The following is a 17,988-nucleotide window of genomic DNA, read 5'->3' as shown; positions in this document are numbered from 1 at the left end:
TTGTCTGGCGTATATCCGGAGAGGACCACCTGGTAGTACGCGCCCACCTGAAGCGGCGGGGCAGGATGGGGTCCGGACCCATAGGGCATGCACTGGTCAGGTGGGAGCGCAGGTTCGGGAACATGCTCGTCCATGAAGACCCGTTCCCACATCGGGTAAAGACCCTGCCCAGCAGCGCTCACTCCGATGGAAGCAATCTCAGGCGGCTCGGATCGATTCTCGCGCGTGTCAGGAACACCAAAGCACAGCCTGCCGTCAGACGTGCTGACCGTGGCCTTCTGGTAGCGCCCGGGCGGTGGTGAGCAGCTGGCAACCAGTGGTAGCAGCAACGCGCAGAGGCCCCATGAGTGTCTGATCATCGTGTCGTCCTTGGAGGGAGCGCTTGTCGCCAGGCGGGTACTCCCCCACGCCGCCTCAGATGGCCGCTCACTGGACCTCCGCACTTCCGCTCATGAGGGGGGGCAGCGAAGATGGGGGCACCTCCCCACAGGTCACGAGGATAGGCTTCAATTCGATGCCATCGGCGGATTGACGTAGGTGAAAGCAGGCTCTGAATACACGCAGCTTTCCCGCAGTTCCATCGTCCAGGTTGTATGGCGTATATCCAGAGAGCACCACCTGGTAGTACGCGCCCATCTGCAGCGGCGGTGCAGCGATGGGTCCGGACCCATAGGGTATGCACTGGTCAGGTGGGAGCGCAGGTTCGGGAATGTGCTCGTCCATGAAGACCCGTTCCCACACTGGGTAGAGTCCTTGCCCAGCAGCGCTAACTCCAATGGAGTCGATCTCAGGCGGCTCGGATCGATTCTCGCGCGTGTCAGGAACACCAAAGCACAGCCTACCGTCAGACGTGCCGATCGTGGCCTTCTGGTAGCGACCCGGCGGCGCTGAGCAGCTGGCCACAAGGGATAGCAGCATCGCGCAGAGGGCCCATGGCTGTCTGATCATCGGGTGGCCCTCGGAAGGTGCGCTTTTCGCCAGGCGGGTACTACGCCGCACCGGCTCAGGTAGCCCCGTACCGCACCGCGAACAATTGGTCGCGGGCTCATGCGGCTGGCACCGCAGATCTTCGTGCTTTGTAGCAGTTCAGAACTACGGGTTTCAGTTCAGACCCGTCGGTGGCTTGACGAAGGTGGAAGCAGGCGATGAACACGCGCTTCCTTCCCGCACCACCTTTTTCTGGGCCGCTCGGCGTACTCCCGGAAAGGAGCACCTGGTAGTAGGTTCCTACCTGTAATGGTGGAGCCGGCGTCGGACCGGAAGCGTAGGGTATGCACTGGTCTGGAGGGAGAGTGCGCTTGGGCCTTTTCTCTTCCATGAAAATGCGTCTCCACATTGGGTATCGGCTTTGCCCAACCACGCTTACTCCGATGGTGACAATTTCAGGTGGAGCGGATCGCGTCTCACGCGTGTCAGGGACGCCAAAGCACAGTCTGCCGTCGGATGTGCTGACCGTGGCCTCTTGGTAGCGGCCGGATGGTGGCGAGCAGCTGGCGAGGAGCGGTGTGAGCAATGCGCAGAGAAACCATGACGGCTTGATCATCGTGTCGTCCTCGGAAGGTTGCTCTTGTCGCCTCTTGATGCAAGGAATCGCGAGAGAGTGCGCTCCAGCCGGACAAGGTCGTAGTGCACGGTATGATGAGCCGTATCGTTCTGCAGCCGTTGTGAATTACGGAATGCAGCGAGGAAATAGTCTGCGAGGATGTCGCCTTGTGCTTCCATGTTGTAATCGTGAAGCAGGCGCACATCATCAAGCACATAGTCGTAGCTCATGTTGGGTCGCGGTCCCCTTGTCAGCTTCACGTTGTAGCCAAGCTGATACTGCCAGACATGTGTCATTTCATGTATGAAGAGATGTTGGAGGTCAAGGTCCTCACGCAAGAAGTCATCGCTGTAAATCAGGTCTGGAAAATAGATCTCGCCATTGGGCGCAACCACAGTGTTATCTGGTTGCATCCCAATCAGCATCCAATACCCATGGTTGTGGATCCTCACCAGGCTGTAGTCAATCGCATCGCCGAATACCAGCTGTGCCATCTCGATCTCGCCTTGTGTCAAGCGGCGTTCATGGCTTGGCACCTGCACCGGTACGATCGACGTTCCCAAGGTGTCAGAGGTGGTGATCACACCGTCAACTTCAAAAATCTCTACATCATCGATCCCGGCCAACACAGTGCGTTCGCAACAGCCGCTCGTGGTACTGGGTGGGCGCAACTCCGCGCGCACCACTGCCACGCTTTCCCGGGTTGATACACGTGAGGTCTCGCCCAGCGCGCTGGTGATGCCGGAGAAGGTCTGGCCGTCCGACAGGTGGAGCGTGTAGGGAAGCTCACGCAACGGCATGCCCTGTGAGCCGGTGAAACGGATGGCCTGGTCGAACTGAAGGTGGCGGCCGCTGTGCAGCGGTGTTGCAGCAGGCTGCGTACTGGCTGAGTTGCGGCTGGCAGTTCCGCCTGTGGTGGCCGTATTGGATACATACACCCGGAGCTGCTGGCTGGACATCACCCTGCAGCCACACGCGAGCGCGCATCCGTCCAACGCAACAGGCTGGCCATCGATGATGATCGTGCTGTCGCCTTCGACAATAGAGAACACCCCTTTGTGCATCTGTGGGCAGGTCGCCTTGTCGCCCACGCGTGCAACGCCCATGCCCTCGATATCGGTTCGGTTCGACGCGGTGATTACACGCCCTCCGCTGGAGGTTGGGTCTCCCATCACAATCCAGTTCCGTGCCATGAATCGCTTCCATTGCTGATCGGCCGGGAGAATCCGATGCAATTCGGAATGGATTCGAGTGTCTTTTGCGACATGCCCGCCGGAATCGCACTGCAACGGGCGATTGCGGATTCTCTGGAGGCGCAGGCCTGCTCTCTGATGCCGGATCCGCAGAGTGTTCAAGGGTCGATTACGACACCTGATTCGTTCAGGCCTGAGCGGTTTTTGGGGGAGGCCTGAGCTAGGCGTGTCGCGTTCGGCTTGCTCGCATGCACAGCGGCATGCCATCTGCACGCGAACGTTCCCGCCCCATCGGGCACGTTTGATGGATAACTCGCCACAACATGACGCAAGTGCCATGACTGCACGCGAATGCGGCATTTCCCTACTTTTCATCCACGAACGAGTGCGCCAATCATCGCCTCGCCAAGGCACTCGCCCTGGCCGGGATTGGCGTCCCGAACTTACGTACCGCTACCGGTCGCGCTTGCAGCCAACGCTGCAGCCACGACAATGCACCGCCTGCCAGTCCATGGCGGACGGTGCGTGGGGATCTTTCGATCCGCCGGCTTTAGCGGTACGTATCCGGCACGCCAACCCGCACCGTCCGCCACCTTGCATCTGCAGGTGGCCACACCGTGAGGTTGCCGTCATGCCTGACCGTCTTCCCGATTATCCCCGCCTGCACGCGCTGCTCGGCGCTGCCCTGCGCGATCTTCCCAATACCCTTGCAGAAAAGCTCGAGGATGCCCTCTGCGACTCTGCCGAGCGCGCCGTACCTTCCACATTCCTTGCCCACTTGAAGGGCCATGGCGCGAACCTGCGTGCCGATGGGGAACCCTGGACCGAAACCCGCCTCAGCCCCGGGCGCGCCTTCGATATGGCCCTGGCCACCCGCAGCGCCTCGGGCATTACCGCACTGACTGCCGTGCTGCACGCGGCGCATGTGGCGCGGGAGAGCGAGGCCCCGGATGGCTACCCTTCGGCCGCCGTGGTGGAGGGCCTGTTCAACGCCTGCCAGGTGTTGTCGCTGCAGGTGGAGCGCTGCCTGGTGCCTTGAGGCTCAGCCCGGGCATCGAACGGGTCTGTGCGGTGCGTTCCGGGCCGAATCGGTTGTCATCGCCGGTTCCCGGCAGCAGCATCACCGGGAACAGGACGAACGCGCCCAACGGTACGAAAACGATCACCGCGTACCAGCCTGACTCGTCGATATCGTGCAGCCGGCGCACGATCGCGGCCAGGGTCGGGATGAACAGCAACACGGCTGCCGCCATGCCCAGCAACCAGCCGGCGGCAGCCAGTCTGTAGGCGTTTTCCCCATGGGGCAGCTCGATCAGGGCATGGCATGCGCCGAACACCGCGAGTACGAAAAGCAGGTACGACCAGAACTCCGTGCGGTCACAGCGGCCGGAGAAATCGAAGTAACGCCTGAGCGGCTCGAACGGGGGAAGCATCGGTGGTCGGCTCAATCCAATGGGGCAATGAGGTGTCCGCGCCATGGCATGGGCGGGGCATTCCGTTGCTGCGGTGGGCGAGGGCGCCACCGGCAGTTCCTGGCTGCTGTGTTAGCAGTCGGCCCTTGAGCACATCCTGAATCGCTAGGCCTGCTTCCATGCTGCGGTGCCGCCGCACGGTGCAGCGCGCGCGTAACCGGGGCCTCACGCCGTCTTTGCAACTTCGCGTCGAGCCATTGCTAAGTTCGCTGGGTATCCACTCCAGGAACTCTGCAATGACCCGGAAGTCCCCGCTTGTCCTGTTCTGCCTTTGCCTGGCCCCGGCGCTGGCCTTCGCCCAGTCTGACCGCCAGGTGGCCGAAGACATGGTCACCCGCGCCGCCAATGTCTGCCCCGGCCACAGCACTGAACGCACTACGCCGACCGTGAAGAAGGTGCCGGTGGGTGCGCTGCGGGTAATGCTCGACCGCGGCCTGGTGATGTGCCCGGACCGCCGCCTTGATGCCACTGCTCCGGCCGTGTTCTATGGCCGCGTGGGGGTGTTTGGCTGGAACCCGGACGTGCCGGCGGCGGCGACGGTGGTGGTGGCGAAGATCGACCAGATGACCCGCAAGGATGAGTACCCGGTGGAGACGCTGGTGTGGGATGCCAAGGGCACCGCGCTGACCCAGCAGACGGTGCCGGCGTTTGAACCGCGGCCGGGTGCGGCGGTGTTGTACAAGGTGCGTTGATTCATCAGCGCTGTGGGGCCGGTAGATGCCCACCTTGGTGGGCGCTTCGGCTTGCGCGCGCGGTGACGGAATCGTGCCCACCACGGTGGGCACCTACCAGAGCGATGTGAGGGCGCACCCACCACGGCGCTACTTCGCTGGTGCGTCCGCCGTCTGTGCGGCCACCATCGCCTGCTGCATCTCCTTCAGCGAGAGATAGCCGTCGCCATCGGTGTCCAGGCCGGCGAAGTACTTGGCGATCTCCGGCACGACGGCCGCTTCCTGCTTGCTGATCTTTCCGTCCTTGTTGGTATCCATTTCCTTGAACGCGGCGTCGATGGAATCGGCCTGCTTGCTGAAGCGCGCCTGCTGGTATTTCGCGTACTCGGCCTTGTCGATGCGGCCGTCGCCGTTGCTGTCCATGGCGGCGAAACTCGAATCAATGTAAGCCTGCTTCGGGTCGTTGCTGGCGGCGTGGCCAAGCAGCGGCGCGGCGCAGAGGGCAATCAGTAGAGCGGTCTTGTTCATGCGGTGGTTTCCTTGAAGGCTGCGGGGCAGTTCAGCGGCAGGGATAGCTGTAGCCGTCCGAGCCGCGGTAGGTGTCGTTGCGGCGGTCGTAGTTGCCGTAGCGGTTCATGCAGTAGTCGGCGCGCTCACGGTTCTCGCGTTCGCGCTTGGCGGCCGCCGCGATGACGCCGGCCACCACGGCCGCGCCCACCACACCCACCACCACGCCCTTGGCCTTGGCATCGTCACGGCGGTCGCGTTCCCGTTCCCGTTCGCGCTCGCGGCGCTCGCGTTCATCGCGCTGGCGGTCTTCGTAGCCGCGGTCCCATCCGGCGCGGTAGCCATCGCGGTGCTGCGCCTGCGCCGGGCCGGCATAGGGTAGCAGCACCAGAAACTGCACGGCGGCCGCCAGCAGCCATGCGCTGCGTCCTGTCTTCTCAACCATCGTTCCGCTCCTGTGCGGCTGTGTCGGTAGGGTCAGTACAGCGCGCGGACATTGCGCGAACCTGCCGTCACTGCAGCGTTCTGCATGCCGTTCAGCGGACCAGTGCTTCCACCGGGTCGAGCTGTGCGGCACGGCGTGCCGGCAGGAAGCCGAAGCCGATGCCGATCAGGCTGCTGCAGGCGAACGCGGCCAGGATCGAGGCGGAGGAGAACACCAGGCTGAAGCCGATATCGGCCAAGGCCAGCACCGCACCCAGGGCCAGCGCCACGCCGATGCCCAGCACGCCACCGAGCAGGCACACCAGCACCGATTCGATGAGGAACTGCTGCAGGATGTCGCTGCGCCGGGCACCCACGGCCATGCGCACGCCGATCTCGCGGGTCCGTTCGGTCACCGAGACCAGCATGATGTTCATCACCCCGATGCCGCCCACCACCAGCGCGATGGCGGCGATGGCACTGATCATCAACGTCAGGATGCGCGTGGTCTGTTCGATGGACTGGCGGATCTGCGCGTTGTTGCTCATGTAGAAGTCCGTGCGGCCATGGCGGCGCGCCAGCAGCCGGCTGATCGAGGCCTCCGCTGCCTGCATGCTCACCGCATCGGCAACGCGGACGGTGATGTTGGACACGTGGCTCTGCCCCAGCATGCGGGCCATGGCGGTGGTATAGGGCACCCAGACCTGCAGCAGTGAAGCGTCACCCACGGCGCCGGCTTCCTTCTTGACCACGCCCACCACCCGCACCGGCACGTTGCCCAGCAGCAGGCTCTGGCCGATGGGATCCTCCTGGGCGGCGAAGAAGCGTGCGCGCGTGTTGGCGTCGATCACCGCCACCTGCTGGTGGCCGGCCACCGCAGGCTGGCCGAAGAAGCGGCCGGCGCCCAGCTTCAACCCGTGCACGCGGAAGTACTGCTCGCTGACGCCCTGGATCTGCACGTTTGCTGCACGATTGCCGCGCTGTGCGGTGCCGTTGCTGGCCACGCCGGGCGTCGCGCTGTCCACGAAGGGCTGGCCGGCCAGGGCCACGCTGTCGCCCGGGGTCAGCGTTTCCACCTGCGCGGCGTGTACATCGCCGAAGCCCGAGCCGGGGTAGATCTCGATGGTGTTGGTGCCCAGCGAGGCGATGTTGGACAGGATGGCCTGTCGTGCACCGGTGCCCAGCGCCACCACCGACACCACCGAGGCGATGCCGATGATGATGCCGAGCATGGTGAGGAAGGTGCGCATGCGATGTGCGTTCATTGCGCGCAGGGCCATGCGGAAGGCTTCGGTGAAGCGGTCGCGCAGGGCCTGCCAGCCGCTGCCCTCGCTGCGGGCCTGCAGCGCGGTGGACGCGTTGGTACTCGCGGCCAAGGCAGCTGCGGTGGGACGGTCATCCACGATGCGCCCATCGCGGATCTCGATGATGCGCTGGGCGTGCTCGGCCACGGCCATGTCATGGGTCACCAGCACCACGGTGTGGCCTTCGGCATGCAGTTCACCGAGGATCTTCATCACCTCCTTGCCGGACTGCGTATCCAGTGCGCCGGTGGGCTCGTCGGCGAAGATCACCGCGCCACCATTCATCAGGGCACGGGCGATGGACACGCGCTGCTGCTGGCCGCCGGACAGCTCGCCGGGCAGGTGCTGCATGCGCTCGCCCAGCCCCAGCCGCTGCAGCAGCGCCTGCGCGCGGCGGTGGCGCTCGGCCGCTGGCTGGCCGGCATAGATGGCCGGCACTTCGACGTTGCCCAGCGCGGTGAGGTCGGTCAGCAGGTGGTAGCGCTGGAAGATGAAGCCGAAGTGCTCGCGGCGCAGTTCGGCCAGTTCATCCGGCGTCATCTGCGCGGTCTGGCGGCCGGCAATGCAGTAGGTGCCGGCCGAGGGCCGGTCCAGGCAGCCGAGGATGTTCATCAGCGTGGATTTGCCCGAGCCGGACTGGCCGACGATGGCCACCAGTTCGCCAGCGCGGATGTCCAGGTCGATGCCATCGAGCACCACCAGGGTCTGCTCGCCTGCGGCGAACTCGCGGCGGATGCCGCGCACGCGCAGCAGCGCCCCGTCCATCGCGGCGTCGGTCATGGCTGTGCAGCGCCGGTGGCTGCCGGGGCATCGGCGGTCTGTGCCAGCACCACTTGTTCGCCTTGCTGCAGGCCACTGCGCACCTCTACGTTGATCTGGTCATCCAGCCCGGTGGTGATGCGCCGCGCGGCTGGCCGGCCATCGGCGCCACGGACCTGCACGCTGTAGCTGCCATCGGCTGCCCGTGCGCCCAGGGCGGCCGATGGGATGGTCAGCACCCCCTTGGCACGGCCGAGCACGATGCGCACCTGTGCGGTCATGTAGCTGCGCAGGCGGCCATCGGCGTTGTCCACGTCGAACTGGCCGTTGTAGTACATGGCGGTGCGGCTGGCACCGGCCGACGCGCCGGGCGCGGCGAAGCCGGAGGTGTCTTCGTGGGTGATCGATTCCGGCGCCGGTGCGATGTCGCGCAGCGTACTGCTGTAGCGCCGGCCGCTGTCGCCGAGGATGGTGAAGTACGCCTCCTGGCCCAGGGCGGTGTGCACCACGTCGGCCTCGGAGATTTCAGCGTAGACGGTCATCACGTCCTGGTTGCCCAGCATCACGATGGTCGGTGCGCTCTGCACGGCGTTGACCGTCTGCCCCTGACGGGCGACCACGGCCAGCACGGTGCCGTCGGTGGGGGCAGTGATGCGCGTGTAGCCCAGGTTGGTCTGGGCCACGTCCACATCGGTCTGCCGTTGCACCACTTCGCCATCGAGGGCGGCGACCTGTTCGCGGGTGGCGTCGACCTTGGTTCTGGCCGCATCGTAGTCGGCACGCGCCACCAGTTGGCGGGCGACCAGCGCCTGCTGGCGCTGCAGAGTCAGCTGGTACTGGCGCAGGTCGGCAGCCAGGGCATCGCGGTTGGCGCGGGCGCTGCGTTGTGCGGCCTGGGCGCTTTGCAGCGCGTTGCGCTGTGTACGCGAGTCGATCTCGGCAATCAGGTCGCCGGCCTTCACTCTGTCGCCCAGCTTCACGTGCAGGGTTTCGATGCGCCCGGAAACCTGTGCACCCACGCTTACCAGGCGCGAGGGCTTCAGGGTGCCGGTGGCTTCGACCACCTGTTCGATATCGCCGCGTTGAACGGGCGACACCTCCAGTTCCGGCGGTGCGGCCGGCATCAGCCAGAGCACGGCCAGGGCCAGCAGGCACGCGCCAGCGGCGGCGGCGATCCACAGGCGGCGACGGGTGCGGGGTGCGGCGCTCATGGGCGCGTTGCCCGTTGTGCGGTGAACATCGGAAATCCTTGCAGGAATGACGGGCGTGCCTGTGCGTGCAGGCAGGGCCGAGTCTCGATGTCCAGGATTGCGCCAACCTTGCGGCGCCGGGCCTGCTCAGTGGCTGCCGACCTGCAGCGCCACGGCCACGGCCGCGCACAGGCTGCCCAGCACCAGCAACAGATGCCCTGTGATGCGGTGCGTGCCTGCACGCAGCTGCACGGCCACCGATACGCCGATGCAGGCCGCGCCCGCCAGCAGTGCAGCGCGCGCGGGCAGGGACAACAGCACCGCCTGCCCGGCCAGGGTGGCGGCCAGCAGCGTGGCCGTTGCCACATGCAGTGGCCGCTGCAAGGGGCGATGGCGGCCGTGTGCAGTGAGCCATGCGTTGAGCAGCAGCAGGGCCGCGCTGGCCCCGAGCATGGCGTTGGCGCCTGGGGCCGCGACCGTTGCGAACGGCAGCAGGCTGGTCCACGACAGCAGCGCTGGGGCTGGGGCTTCCAGCCGCTGCGGCCACGGTGAAGACACTCCGGTGCTGGCCTGTGACCATGCGGCCATGGCATGCAGCGTGGCGTGCGTCGCCACCAGCAGCACTGTGGCCGCCGCCAGCGCTGCGCCTGCTTGCAGTGCCACGAACACCACGAGGGCGGCGCCGGGCAGGGCCATGAACAGTGCGCCGAACAGTCGCGCCAGTGCGATCGGCCGCGCCGGCTCCGGCAGGTCACGCAGCCAGCGCGGCCAGTGTGCCAGCCCGCGCAGGCGGCGCGGTTGCGGGTACCGGTTCCAGGCGGCGACGGTCAGCGAAGTGGCCGCGGCGCCCGGTTCGGATCGGGGCGTGTTTTTCGGCGGTGCAGCGGCGGCCTGCGGCATGGGCATCCTTTCAGTACGGAACAGGGACGCGCACAGGCGCCCTGCGCCCGATACTGCGCAGCCAACATTGCCCCAAGCTTGCCGGCGCGTGCCGCACGCGCCCGCAGACAGGTGGCAGTCACGCCGCCGGCGGGTTCGCACCGGGGTGCGGCGGAAACTCCACGCGGATCAACGCGCCGCCACCGGGCGCGTCGAGAATCGTGACCTGCCCGCCGTGGCGTTCCACCACCTGCCGCACCAGGTTCAGGCCCAGCCCCGCGCCGCTCTGCCGGGGGCGCAGGCGCTGGAACGGCTCGAAAACGCGTTCGCGTTCGGCCACCGGAATGCCGGGACCATCATCTTCCACTTCCAGGCAGCCGCCCTGTACGCGCACGATCACGTTGCGGCCACCGTGCTCGGCTGCGTTCAAGACCAGGTTGGAGATCACGCGCTCGATCGCGCCGGCTTCGCCCAGCACCGGGTAATGCTGCTCCACCGACACCGCGACCGTGCGCTCGGACTGGATCAGCAGTGGCGCCAGGTCGGCCACCACGCGCTTGGCCACGCGCGCCAGGTTCAGCGTTTCCTTGGGCCCGTCTTCGTCCATGCGGTGCAGGTCCAGCAGCTGCTCGGCCAGCGTGGCCAGGCGCGCTACTTCCAGGGCCAGGCTGCGTGAGGTGGCATCGTCGGCGGCGTCCAGCTTCACCCGCAGGATCGCGATGGGCGTGCGCAGTTCGTGGGCAGCAGCCGCAATGAAGCGGCGCTGGCGCTCGTGGCCCTCGTCCAGCCGGTCCAGCGCGTCGTTCACCGCGTTCACCAGCGGTGCGATCTCCACCGGTACCGCCGTGGCGGTGAGGCGGATGCCGCGGTGGTTGGCGGAAATCTTCCCGGCCTCGGCGGCGATGCGCTCCACGCCGGCGAGTGCGCGGCGCACGATGATGGGCGTCAGCACGATGGTCACCAGCGCCAGCAGCAGGAAGATCGGCACGGTGATGATGTGCGCGGCCAGCGCCATCTGCCAGGTGAGGGTATCCACTTCGCCATGGGCCATGATCGTCAGCTTGCCCGCCGGGCCGGTGTGCTGGCGCACCACCACCGCCAGGCCGTCGCCGCGTTCGCGCCCGCGCAGGTCTCCATAGGGAATGCCGTCCAGCAGCCCCACCAGTGAGGCGTAGGCAGGCGGCACGTTGCCGAAGGTCACGTGGTGGCCGCTGTCATCCTGGGCGATGAACCAGGCGCCCGGGGCGATCTTCAGTTCTTCGGCCAGCTCCGGTGTGTTCTTCACGAACAGCCTGCCGCTGGCATCGCGATGCACGGCGTCGGCGGCCACCGGCGCGAAGGTCTGGATGGTGTAGTAGCCACCGCTGTCCACGCGCACCAGCACCATCAGCAGCACGAAGAACGCCAGCAGCAGGGCCAGCAGGTGGAAGATCAGCGGCTTGATGATCAGCGGCCACTTCAGCGAAGGACGCCGCGCCATTACTTGATTTCCCGCATCAGGTAGCCGACGCCGCGGATGGCGTGGATCTCCACGCCGGCATCGGCCTCGGCCAGCTTGCGGCGCAGGCGCGAGACGTGCGAATCGAGGGTGTTGGAGTGCACGCCATCATCGAAGCCGTACACCGCCATCTCGATGGATTCGCGCAGCACGGTGCGGCCGATGCGCCGCGCCAGCGCGGCCAGCACGCGGATCTCGCGTCGCGGCAGGTCCAGCCGCTCGCCGCCCACGCGGGTTTCGCCGGACACCGGGTCGAATCTCAGGCGGCCGACGGTGACAGTCTCGGCGTTGAGGCCGCTGGGGCGGCGGCCGACGGCGCGGATGCGGGCGAACAGTTCCTCCAGCGCGAAGGGCTTGGCCAGGTAATCGTCGGCACCTTCATCCAGCCCGGCCACGCGGTCGGGCAGCTGGCCCAGCGCACTGAGCACGATGATGGGTACGCCGGGGTTGTGCTGGCGCAGCAGGGCGATCAGGGCCAGGCCATCGCCGTCGGGCAGGGTGCGGTCCAGGAGCACCAGGTCGTGCAGCCCGCAGAGCGCCGCCTCGCGGGCCATCGCCACAGTGCCGGCCAGATCCACCACGTGGCGCTCGCGCTGCAGCGCACCTTTCAGCGTGGCCGCCAGTTCGGTTTCGTCTTCGATCAGCAGGATATGCATCGGCGGTACGGCGGGGCAGATGGGAAACGGCGGTGCCGCACCGTATTACAGGAACATTGCGTGAACATGGCGTGGCCCGGTGCCGTGTGGGATTTACCCCGGCGGCAGCGCCGGGGCGGTGTACGGCGTGCCGGCCAGTGCCACCAGAACCCCGGTCGTGCCGCGCACGATCAGCTGCAGCATGGCCTCGCGCGGTTCCTCATTGCCTGCCAGGGCCTGCAACCCGCGCTGATAGGCGGCCACCACCAGGCCCATCAGCATGCCCGCGCCCAGGCGGGCCTCGGCATCATCGGGCGCACGGCCTGCGGCAGTGGCCATCAGCAGGGCCAGATCATCGGTCAGTTGCGCCTGCAGGCGCCGCCCGTGGTTGGCCAGCACGGGGCTGTCGGCCACGGTGGCCCAGAACGCGGCGGCGCCGGGGTGGATGCGCAGCAGGGGATGGCCACTGTGCATCAGCTCGCGCAGCAGGGTGTTGAAGGCGGCCAGTGGGGTCAGGCCGGCATGCGCATGCATGCCCTCACGCAGCAGCTGCCGCGCCTCTTCATCGCGGTCGAAGACCAGGTGTTCCTTGCTGGCGAAGTAGTTGAACACCGTCTTGCGCGATACCCCGGCGGCCTCAGCGATCTCGGCCATCGACACGGCCTCGAAGCCGCGCTCGATGATCAGGCGCGTGGCCACATCGGAAATGGCTTGCCGGGTTTCGGCCTTGCGTTGCTCGCGGCGGCCTGGGGACTGGCTCATGACGGGTTCACATCGAAAACGTACACCCAGTGTAACATTCGCGGCTTCAGAGCGCCGACCCGGTGCTCATGGGGGTTTTGCATGCTGTACGACGTGGTCATCGCCGGGGCCGGCCCGGTCGGCCTGTTCCTGGCGGCCGAGCTGGCCCAGGGTGGGGCGCAGGTGCTGGTGCTGGAGCAGGCGGCAGTGGCCGACACGCCGCTGAAGCGGCTGCCGTTCGGCCTGCGCGGCCTCAACGCGCCCACCCTGGAGGCGCTGGACCGCCGTGGCCTGCTGAAGGCGGTGGCCGCCACCCAGGTGCGCATGCCCGCCAAGGGGGCGCCGCCGCCGGGCACCGCGCACTGGTTGGCGCAGGCGCGGCCACTGGGCGGGCACTTCGCCGGTATTCCGTTCGCGCTGGACCGCGTCGACAGCGGGCGCTGGCCGTACCGGTTGCCTGGTCCGGTGGCCACCCAGATGCCGGTGGAGCTGGCGGCGCTGGAAGCGGTGCTGGCCGGGCGCGCGCAGTCGCTGGGCGTCCGGATCATGCGCGGTACGGCCGTGGAAGACCTCCAGCCGCAGGCTGACCATGTGCGGGTTGATGCAGGCGGGCAACGCTTCTCTGGCCGCTGGCTGGTGGGCTGCGATGGCGGCCGCAGCACGGTGCGCAAGCGCGCCGGTGTTGCCTTCGTCGGCACGGCGCCTGAGTTCACCGGCCACTCCCTCAGCGTCACGCTGGAGGATCCCTCGGTGCTGACGCCTGGCCGCCAGTACACCGACCATGGCATGTGCAACTTCAACCCGCCCGGCACGCTGGCACTGGCCGATTTCGATGGTGGCGCCGGGCACCGCCAGCCGCTTGACCGTGATACCGCTGAGGCCCTGCTGCGCCGCGTTTCAGGCCGCGATGTGCGGGTGCGCGAACTGCACCTGGCGACGACCTGGACCGATGCCGCGCGCCAGGCCGAGCGCTATCGCCACGGGCGCGTGCTGCTGGCCGGTGACGCCGCGCACGTGCATTCGCCGCTGGGTGGGCAGGGGTTGAACCTCGGGCTGGGCGATGCGATGAACCTGGGCTGGAAACTGGCCGCGGTGCTGCGTGGCGAGGCGGGCGAGGCGCTGCTGGACAGCTACCACGCCGAGCGCCACCCGATCGGGGCACAGGTGCTGGACTGGTCGCGCGCGCAGGTGGCGCTGATGCGGCCGGGTGCGGGCTCGCGTGCGCTGGCTGCGGTGATGGCCGATCTGCTCGATACCACCGGAGGCGCGACCTACATGGCCGAGCGCGTGTGGGGCGTTGCGCAGCAGCTGCAGCTCGGGGGCGCGCATCCTTTGGTCGGGCGCAGCGCGCCGGATTTCGTGTCGGCCGATGGGCTGCGCATGGGCGAACTGCTGCGCGCGGGACGCGCTGTGTTCTGGGTGTTCGACGCGGCGTCGCCGCTGTGCGGCGTGCTGGATGCGTGGCAGCCGCAGGTCCAGTGCATCATGCGCCAGCCCACAGAGGGCATGGGACTGGCGGCGCTGCTGGTACGGCCCGATGGCATCGTCGCCTGGGCGGCCGACACCGGTGAGGCGGCAGGCGATGTGCGTGAGGCGGCATCGCGCTGGTTCAGATCCGCAGCGTAAGGACCGTGCCGGCGCCATCGGAGCTGGTCACCGACAGCGTGCCATCGTGGGCCTTGGCGATCTGCGAGGCGATGTACAACCCCAGCCCGAGCCCGGCATCCAGCCGCCGCTCCTGCGGCCGCGCGAACGGCTCGAACATCTGCGCCAGTTGCGCCGCCGGAATGACGCCTTGGTTGGCCACGCTGATTTCGATGCCGCCGTCGGTGCTGCGGCCATGCACCCGTATCGGCTGGTCCGCCGTACCGTGCACGGCGGCGTTGATGACCAGGTTGGCCAGCAGCTGGCACAACCGTGCGGCGTCGCAGACGAAGGTCAGCGGCAGCTGCAGGTCCACTTCGCAGGTGCGCTGCGGATAGGGGCGCATCGCTTCGCGGCAGGCCATGGCCAGGATGCCGGAGAGGTCCGACCACGGCTCCAGCTTCAATGCGATGCCGCTGCCCAGGCGTCCGCGTGTGAAATCCAGGGTGACATCGATCAGTTCGGCGATGCGGTCGGCACTCTCGTTGATATGGCCAAGCACCTTCTGCTGCGAATCGGACAACGCGCCCAGCGACAGCAGGTCGACACCGGCGCGGATGGCCTGCACTGGGTTGCGTAGATCGTGCGCCAGCACACCGATGAATTCTTCGCGCTGCTTGGCCACCCGCTGCAGTTCGGCATTGGACTGCTCGAACTCGGCCAGTTGGCGGCCGACCGAATCGCCCTGCGCCTTCAGGCCATCGATGGTGCGGCTGTCGGCATCGTGGCTGAGGATGGCATCGATCTGCGCCGCCACCAGTGCCGCCAAAGAGTTCAGCGACTGCACGCGTTCCTCATCCACCGGCCGGGGTTCCGGGTCCAGCGTGCACAGCGTGCCGAATATGGAGCCGTCGACCAGCACCAGCGGCACCGAGAGGAAACTGCGGAAGCCGTACATGCCAGGGATGGGGCTGCACTGGTAGTCCGGGTGGCTCAACGCATCGGCAAACCACACCGGGGAGCGCGACGCGCGGACTTCCTTGCAGAAGGTCTTGTTCACATCGAGGAGCATGCCGCTGGAAATGCCCAGGCCGGCGCTGTCGATGCTCTGGATGGAGCGTGCCGAGGTGTCGGTTACTTCAGCCACCAGTGCCACGCGCATGCCGGTCAACGCGCATGCCAGGTCCAGCGATGGCCGGAAATCGATTCGGGTAGGCATGGGGGTTCCAGACAGACTGCGGTATGCGGCCAGTATAGCGAGCGCTACTGGAGTTTCATCACGCCTTCGCGGCCGCATGCACACACTGCACGCCCTTCCCGAACCGCAAGGCATGCCGTGATCAGCAGTACGCTCCTCCAGACCTTCTCCGCTTCCCACCCGGCCGATGCGCGTGTGCTGCGCACCCGGTTTGGCAGCAAGGAGACTTTCGTGGGCTGCTGCGTGACCGGCATCGAACTGGGCCGGCCGGTGTTCGACATGGCCGGCGAGCAGATGCTGGATGCGCTGTTCGAGCGCGCCGGCCAGGTGAAGGTGGTGGTGCTGGGCAGCGCCTTCGAGTGCCCCATCCGCTTCCATCAGGAACTGCAGCAGGTGCCGGCCGATACCGCGCTGTGCTTCGCGTTTGCCGATGTCGTGGCGCTGGAGGAAGCGTTGCCGCTGCTGCGACCGCAGTACACCGGTGGCGTGCTGGAGCGCTGCGGCTCGCTGGAGGGTGTTGGCGTGGCTGAACTGCTGGCCGCACGCGCAGCGTAACCGCGCGCAGAGGCAGCCGAGCACGCTCGACGCTACGCCTGGGCGGACGCGGCGCGGAATCGTTCGCTGAACGCTTCAGCCGTCATCGGTCGGGCCAGGGCAAAGCCCTGGATTTCATCGCAGCCCAGTGCCTGCAGTCGCGCGACCTGCTCGGCGCTTTCCACGCCTTCGGCCACCGCAGCATAGCCCAGGCGCTGGGCCAGGCCGATGATCGCTTCCACCTTCAGCGCGGCACGCGGGTCCAGGCACAGGCGGTCGATCACGGTCTTGTCCAGCTTGAGCGTGCTGATCGGCAGCTCGGTGAGGTAGCCGAAGTTGCTGTAGCCGCTACCAAAGTCATCCACGGCGATGCGCAGCCCCGCCGCCGCCATCTGCCGCAGCTGCTGGCCGGCGGGGGAGTCCACGCGCAGCCATTGGCTCTCGGTGATCTCCACTTCGATGTCCGCGCAGGACAGCCCTTTCTGTTCGATCGCGCGGATCAGTCGCAGCGCCGCATCTTCCTCGCCCATGTCGCGTGCCGAGTAGTTGATCGAAAGGGTCAGCCGGATGCCCGCCGCGCGCCAGGCAACGCACTGGTCCAGCGCCTGGTCGATCACCCAGCGGGTGATGCCCTGCATGACCGCCGTGCGTTCGAACACCGGGATGAACTCGGCCGGGCTGACAGCACCCAGTTGCGGGTGGTTCCAGCGGATCAATACCTCGGCGGCCACCGGTTCCAGGTCCGAGGCGCGGAAGCGCGGCTGGTAGACCAGGTGGAACTGCTTTTCCTGCAGCGCTTCGCGTGCATCGGTGGCCAACCGATAGCCACGCCGCGTGCGCGCATCGCGCGTTTCGGAATACCAGCGGAACGGCGCGCGGCTGTTGATGGCGGCGTTCAGCCCCACCAGCATGCGGCGGATGGTTTCGTCTGCCGTGTGCTGGCCCAGGGTGACGCCACAGATGCCGGCATGGAAGGAAGGCGACATCGGCACCTGCGCGGCCATCATGGGCCGGGTCAGCCGATCCTGCAGCTCGGCCACCAGGTCTTCCACGGCCTTCGACGATGACAGCTCGACCACGAAGGCAAACCGCGCCACACCGACGTGGTAAACCTCGGCCATGCCGTCCAGCGCCACCCGCAGGCGCACGCCGATGCGGCGGATCAGTGTTTCCAGTGGTGCCATGCCCAGTACCTGGCCGGCCTCGGTAGCGGTGGTGGCATCGAAGACGTCGATCAGCACCGCATGCACGAAGGTGTCCGGCTCACGCGCGGCGTGGGCGTCGAAGTCCAGCGTGAACTGATGGCGGTCGGGCAGGCCGCTGACCGGATCGCGGCGGCCGGTCAGGGCGCGCAGCTCGAGTTCGTTCATCGCCGCATTGGCCAGGGTCTGCAGCTGGCGACGCTGCGCTTCGGAAAACTGCCGGGGCGCGTCGTCCATGATGCAGAACGCACCGATGGCCACGCCGTTGCGGGCAACCAGCGGCGTGCCTGCATAGAAGCGAAGCTGCGCATCGCCGGTCACCAGCGGATTGCTGGCGTGGCGCGGGTGCGCGCGCAGGTCATCGATGACCAGTGTCTCGGCGATGCCGATGGCAGAGGCGCAGATCGAATCGCGGATATGCGTCTGGGGGACGTCCAGGCCCTTGCGCGAGACCAGCCGCTGGCGATCGACCTCCAGCAGCGAAACGAACGCAACGGGCACGTTGAAGGCGTGTGTGGCGAGCTCGGTGAGGCTGTCGAGGGCGGCGCCGGAGACGTCGCCGAGCGCATTGAGGCCGGCCAGGGTGGAAAGGCGTTCTTGTTCGGGGGAGGGCATCAGGACCACATCAGAACGTACAGGGGGCTGCACAGGCGGA

General features: G+C 67.1%; 16 protein-coding genes. 4 read left to right on the top strand and 12 right to left on the bottom strand.

The annotated features are described in order from the left end of the window. Positions 1 to 1,539: 1,539 nt before the first annotated feature. A complete protein-coding gene (locus tag AC3WL7_RS14815; protein WP_492751188.1) occupies positions 1,540 to 2,736 on the bottom strand; it encodes a PAAR domain-containing protein in 1,197 nt (398 codons plus the stop codon). 631 nt (positions 2,737 to 3,367) lie between these two features. Here AC3WL7_RS14815 and AC3WL7_RS14810 point away from each other — a divergent pair. After that, complete coding sequence (locus tag AC3WL7_RS14810) at positions 3,368 to 3,775, top strand: hypothetical protein (protein WP_492751186.1); 408 nt, start codon at positions 3,368 to 3,370, stop codon at positions 3,773 to 3,775. Here the strand turns inward: AC3WL7_RS14810 and AC3WL7_RS14805 are convergent. Beyond that, positions 3,723 to 4,169: a DUF805 domain-containing protein gene (locus AC3WL7_RS14805; RefSeq protein WP_492751184.1), complete on the bottom strand. Its 447-nt coding sequence runs from the start codon at positions 4,167 to 4,169 to the stop codon at positions 3,723 to 3,725. The two genes, AC3WL7_RS14810 and AC3WL7_RS14805, sit on opposite strands and share 53 nt — an antisense overlap. A gap of 275 nt (positions 4,170 to 4,444) precedes the next feature. Between AC3WL7_RS14805 and AC3WL7_RS14800 the strand changes: the two genes are divergently transcribed. Then, positions 4,445 to 4,900 carry a hypothetical protein gene (locus tag AC3WL7_RS14800; RefSeq protein ID WP_108746930.1) on the top strand — a complete coding sequence of 152 codons (456 nt, stop codon included), beginning with the start codon at positions 4,445 to 4,447 and terminating at the stop codon, positions 4,898 to 4,900. 129 nt (positions 4,901 to 5,029) lie between these two features. Here the strand turns inward: AC3WL7_RS14800 and AC3WL7_RS14795 are convergent, their stop codons facing one another. From AC3WL7_RS14795 to AC3WL7_RS14760, 8 genes are all read right to left on the bottom strand, one after another. Then, positions 5,030 to 5,407, bottom strand: a complete 378-nt coding sequence (locus tag AC3WL7_RS14795) for an EF-hand domain-containing protein (protein WP_313141358.1) — start codon at positions 5,405 to 5,407, stop codon at positions 5,030 to 5,032. 31 nt (positions 5,408 to 5,438) lie between these two features. Continuing rightward, a complete protein-coding gene (locus tag AC3WL7_RS14790; RefSeq protein ID WP_492751180.1) occupies positions 5,439 to 5,831 on the bottom strand; it encodes a hypothetical protein in 393 nt (130 codons plus the stop codon). A 91-nt stretch (positions 5,832 to 5,922) separates the two neighbouring features. After that, the gene (locus AC3WL7_RS14785) at positions 5,923 to 7,893 is read right to left on the bottom strand and encodes a MacB family efflux pump subunit (protein ID WP_492751178.1); all 1,971 of its coding nucleotides are present in this window, start codon (positions 7,891 to 7,893) and stop codon (positions 5,923 to 5,925) included. After that, the gene (locus AC3WL7_RS14780) at positions 7,890 to 9,083 is read right to left on the bottom strand and encodes an efflux RND transporter periplasmic adaptor subunit (protein ID WP_492751176.1); all 1,194 of its coding nucleotides are present in this window, start codon (positions 9,081 to 9,083) and stop codon (positions 7,890 to 7,892) included. The genes AC3WL7_RS14785 and AC3WL7_RS14780 overlap by 4 nt, the downstream gene beginning before the upstream one ends. 126 nt (positions 9,084 to 9,209) lie before the next feature. Continuing rightward, positions 9,210 to 9,962 carry a hypothetical protein gene (locus AC3WL7_RS14775; protein WP_492751174.1) on the bottom strand — a complete coding sequence of 251 codons (753 nt, stop codon included), beginning with the start codon at positions 9,960 to 9,962 and terminating at the stop codon, positions 9,210 to 9,212. Positions 9,963 to 10,080: 118 nt separating this feature from the next. After that, on the bottom strand, positions 10,081 to 11,421 hold the full coding sequence (locus AC3WL7_RS14770; RefSeq protein WP_492751172.1) for a sensor histidine kinase: 1,341 nt from the start codon (positions 11,419 to 11,421) through the stop codon (positions 10,081 to 10,083). Next, positions 11,421 to 12,095, bottom strand: a complete 675-nt coding sequence (locus tag AC3WL7_RS14765; RefSeq protein ID WP_492751169.1) for a response regulator transcription factor — start codon at positions 12,093 to 12,095, stop codon at positions 11,421 to 11,423. The genes AC3WL7_RS14770 and AC3WL7_RS14765 overlap by 1 nt, the downstream gene beginning before the upstream one ends. A gap of 93 nt (positions 12,096 to 12,188) precedes the next feature. Then, a complete protein-coding gene (locus AC3WL7_RS14760) occupies positions 12,189 to 12,836 on the bottom strand; it encodes a TetR/AcrR family transcriptional regulator (RefSeq protein WP_492751166.1) in 648 nt (215 codons plus the stop codon). A gap of 81 nt (positions 12,837 to 12,917) precedes the next feature. Between AC3WL7_RS14760 and AC3WL7_RS14755 the strand changes: the two genes are divergently transcribed. Next, positions 12,918 to 14,441, top strand: a complete 1,524-nt coding sequence (locus tag AC3WL7_RS14755) for an FAD-dependent monooxygenase (RefSeq protein ID WP_492751163.1) — start codon at positions 12,918 to 12,920, stop codon at positions 14,439 to 14,441. On the opposite strand, the gene AC3WL7_RS14750 is transcribed toward AC3WL7_RS14755, so the two are convergent. After that, complete coding sequence (locus AC3WL7_RS14750; protein ID WP_492751161.1) at positions 14,425 to 15,618, bottom strand: GAF domain-containing sensor histidine kinase; 1,194 nt, start codon at positions 15,616 to 15,618, stop codon at positions 14,425 to 14,427. The genes AC3WL7_RS14755 and AC3WL7_RS14750 overlap by 17 nt on opposite strands. A 117-nt stretch (positions 15,619 to 15,735) precedes the next feature. Between AC3WL7_RS14750 and AC3WL7_RS14745 the strand changes: the two genes are divergently transcribed. Continuing rightward, positions 15,736 to 16,152 carry a hypothetical protein gene (locus AC3WL7_RS14745; protein ID WP_492751159.1) on the top strand — a complete coding sequence of 139 codons (417 nt, stop codon included), beginning with the start codon at positions 15,736 to 15,738 and terminating at the stop codon, positions 16,150 to 16,152. A 32-nt stretch (positions 16,153 to 16,184) separates the two neighbouring features. Here the strand turns inward: AC3WL7_RS14745 and AC3WL7_RS14740 are convergent, their stop codons facing one another. Further along, entirely contained in the window at positions 16,185 to 17,948 is a 1,764-nt protein-coding gene (locus AC3WL7_RS14740; RefSeq protein ID WP_492751157.1) for an EAL domain-containing protein, read from the bottom strand. Positions 17,949 to 17,988 lie beyond the last annotated feature (40 nt).

It is taken from the genome of Stenotrophomonas sp. FW305-3-2-15-E-LB1 (genome assembly GCF_058787375.1).
The sequence above is the reverse complement of the archived record's forward strand: the minus strand, read 5'-3'. Positions and strand labels throughout refer to the sequence as shown.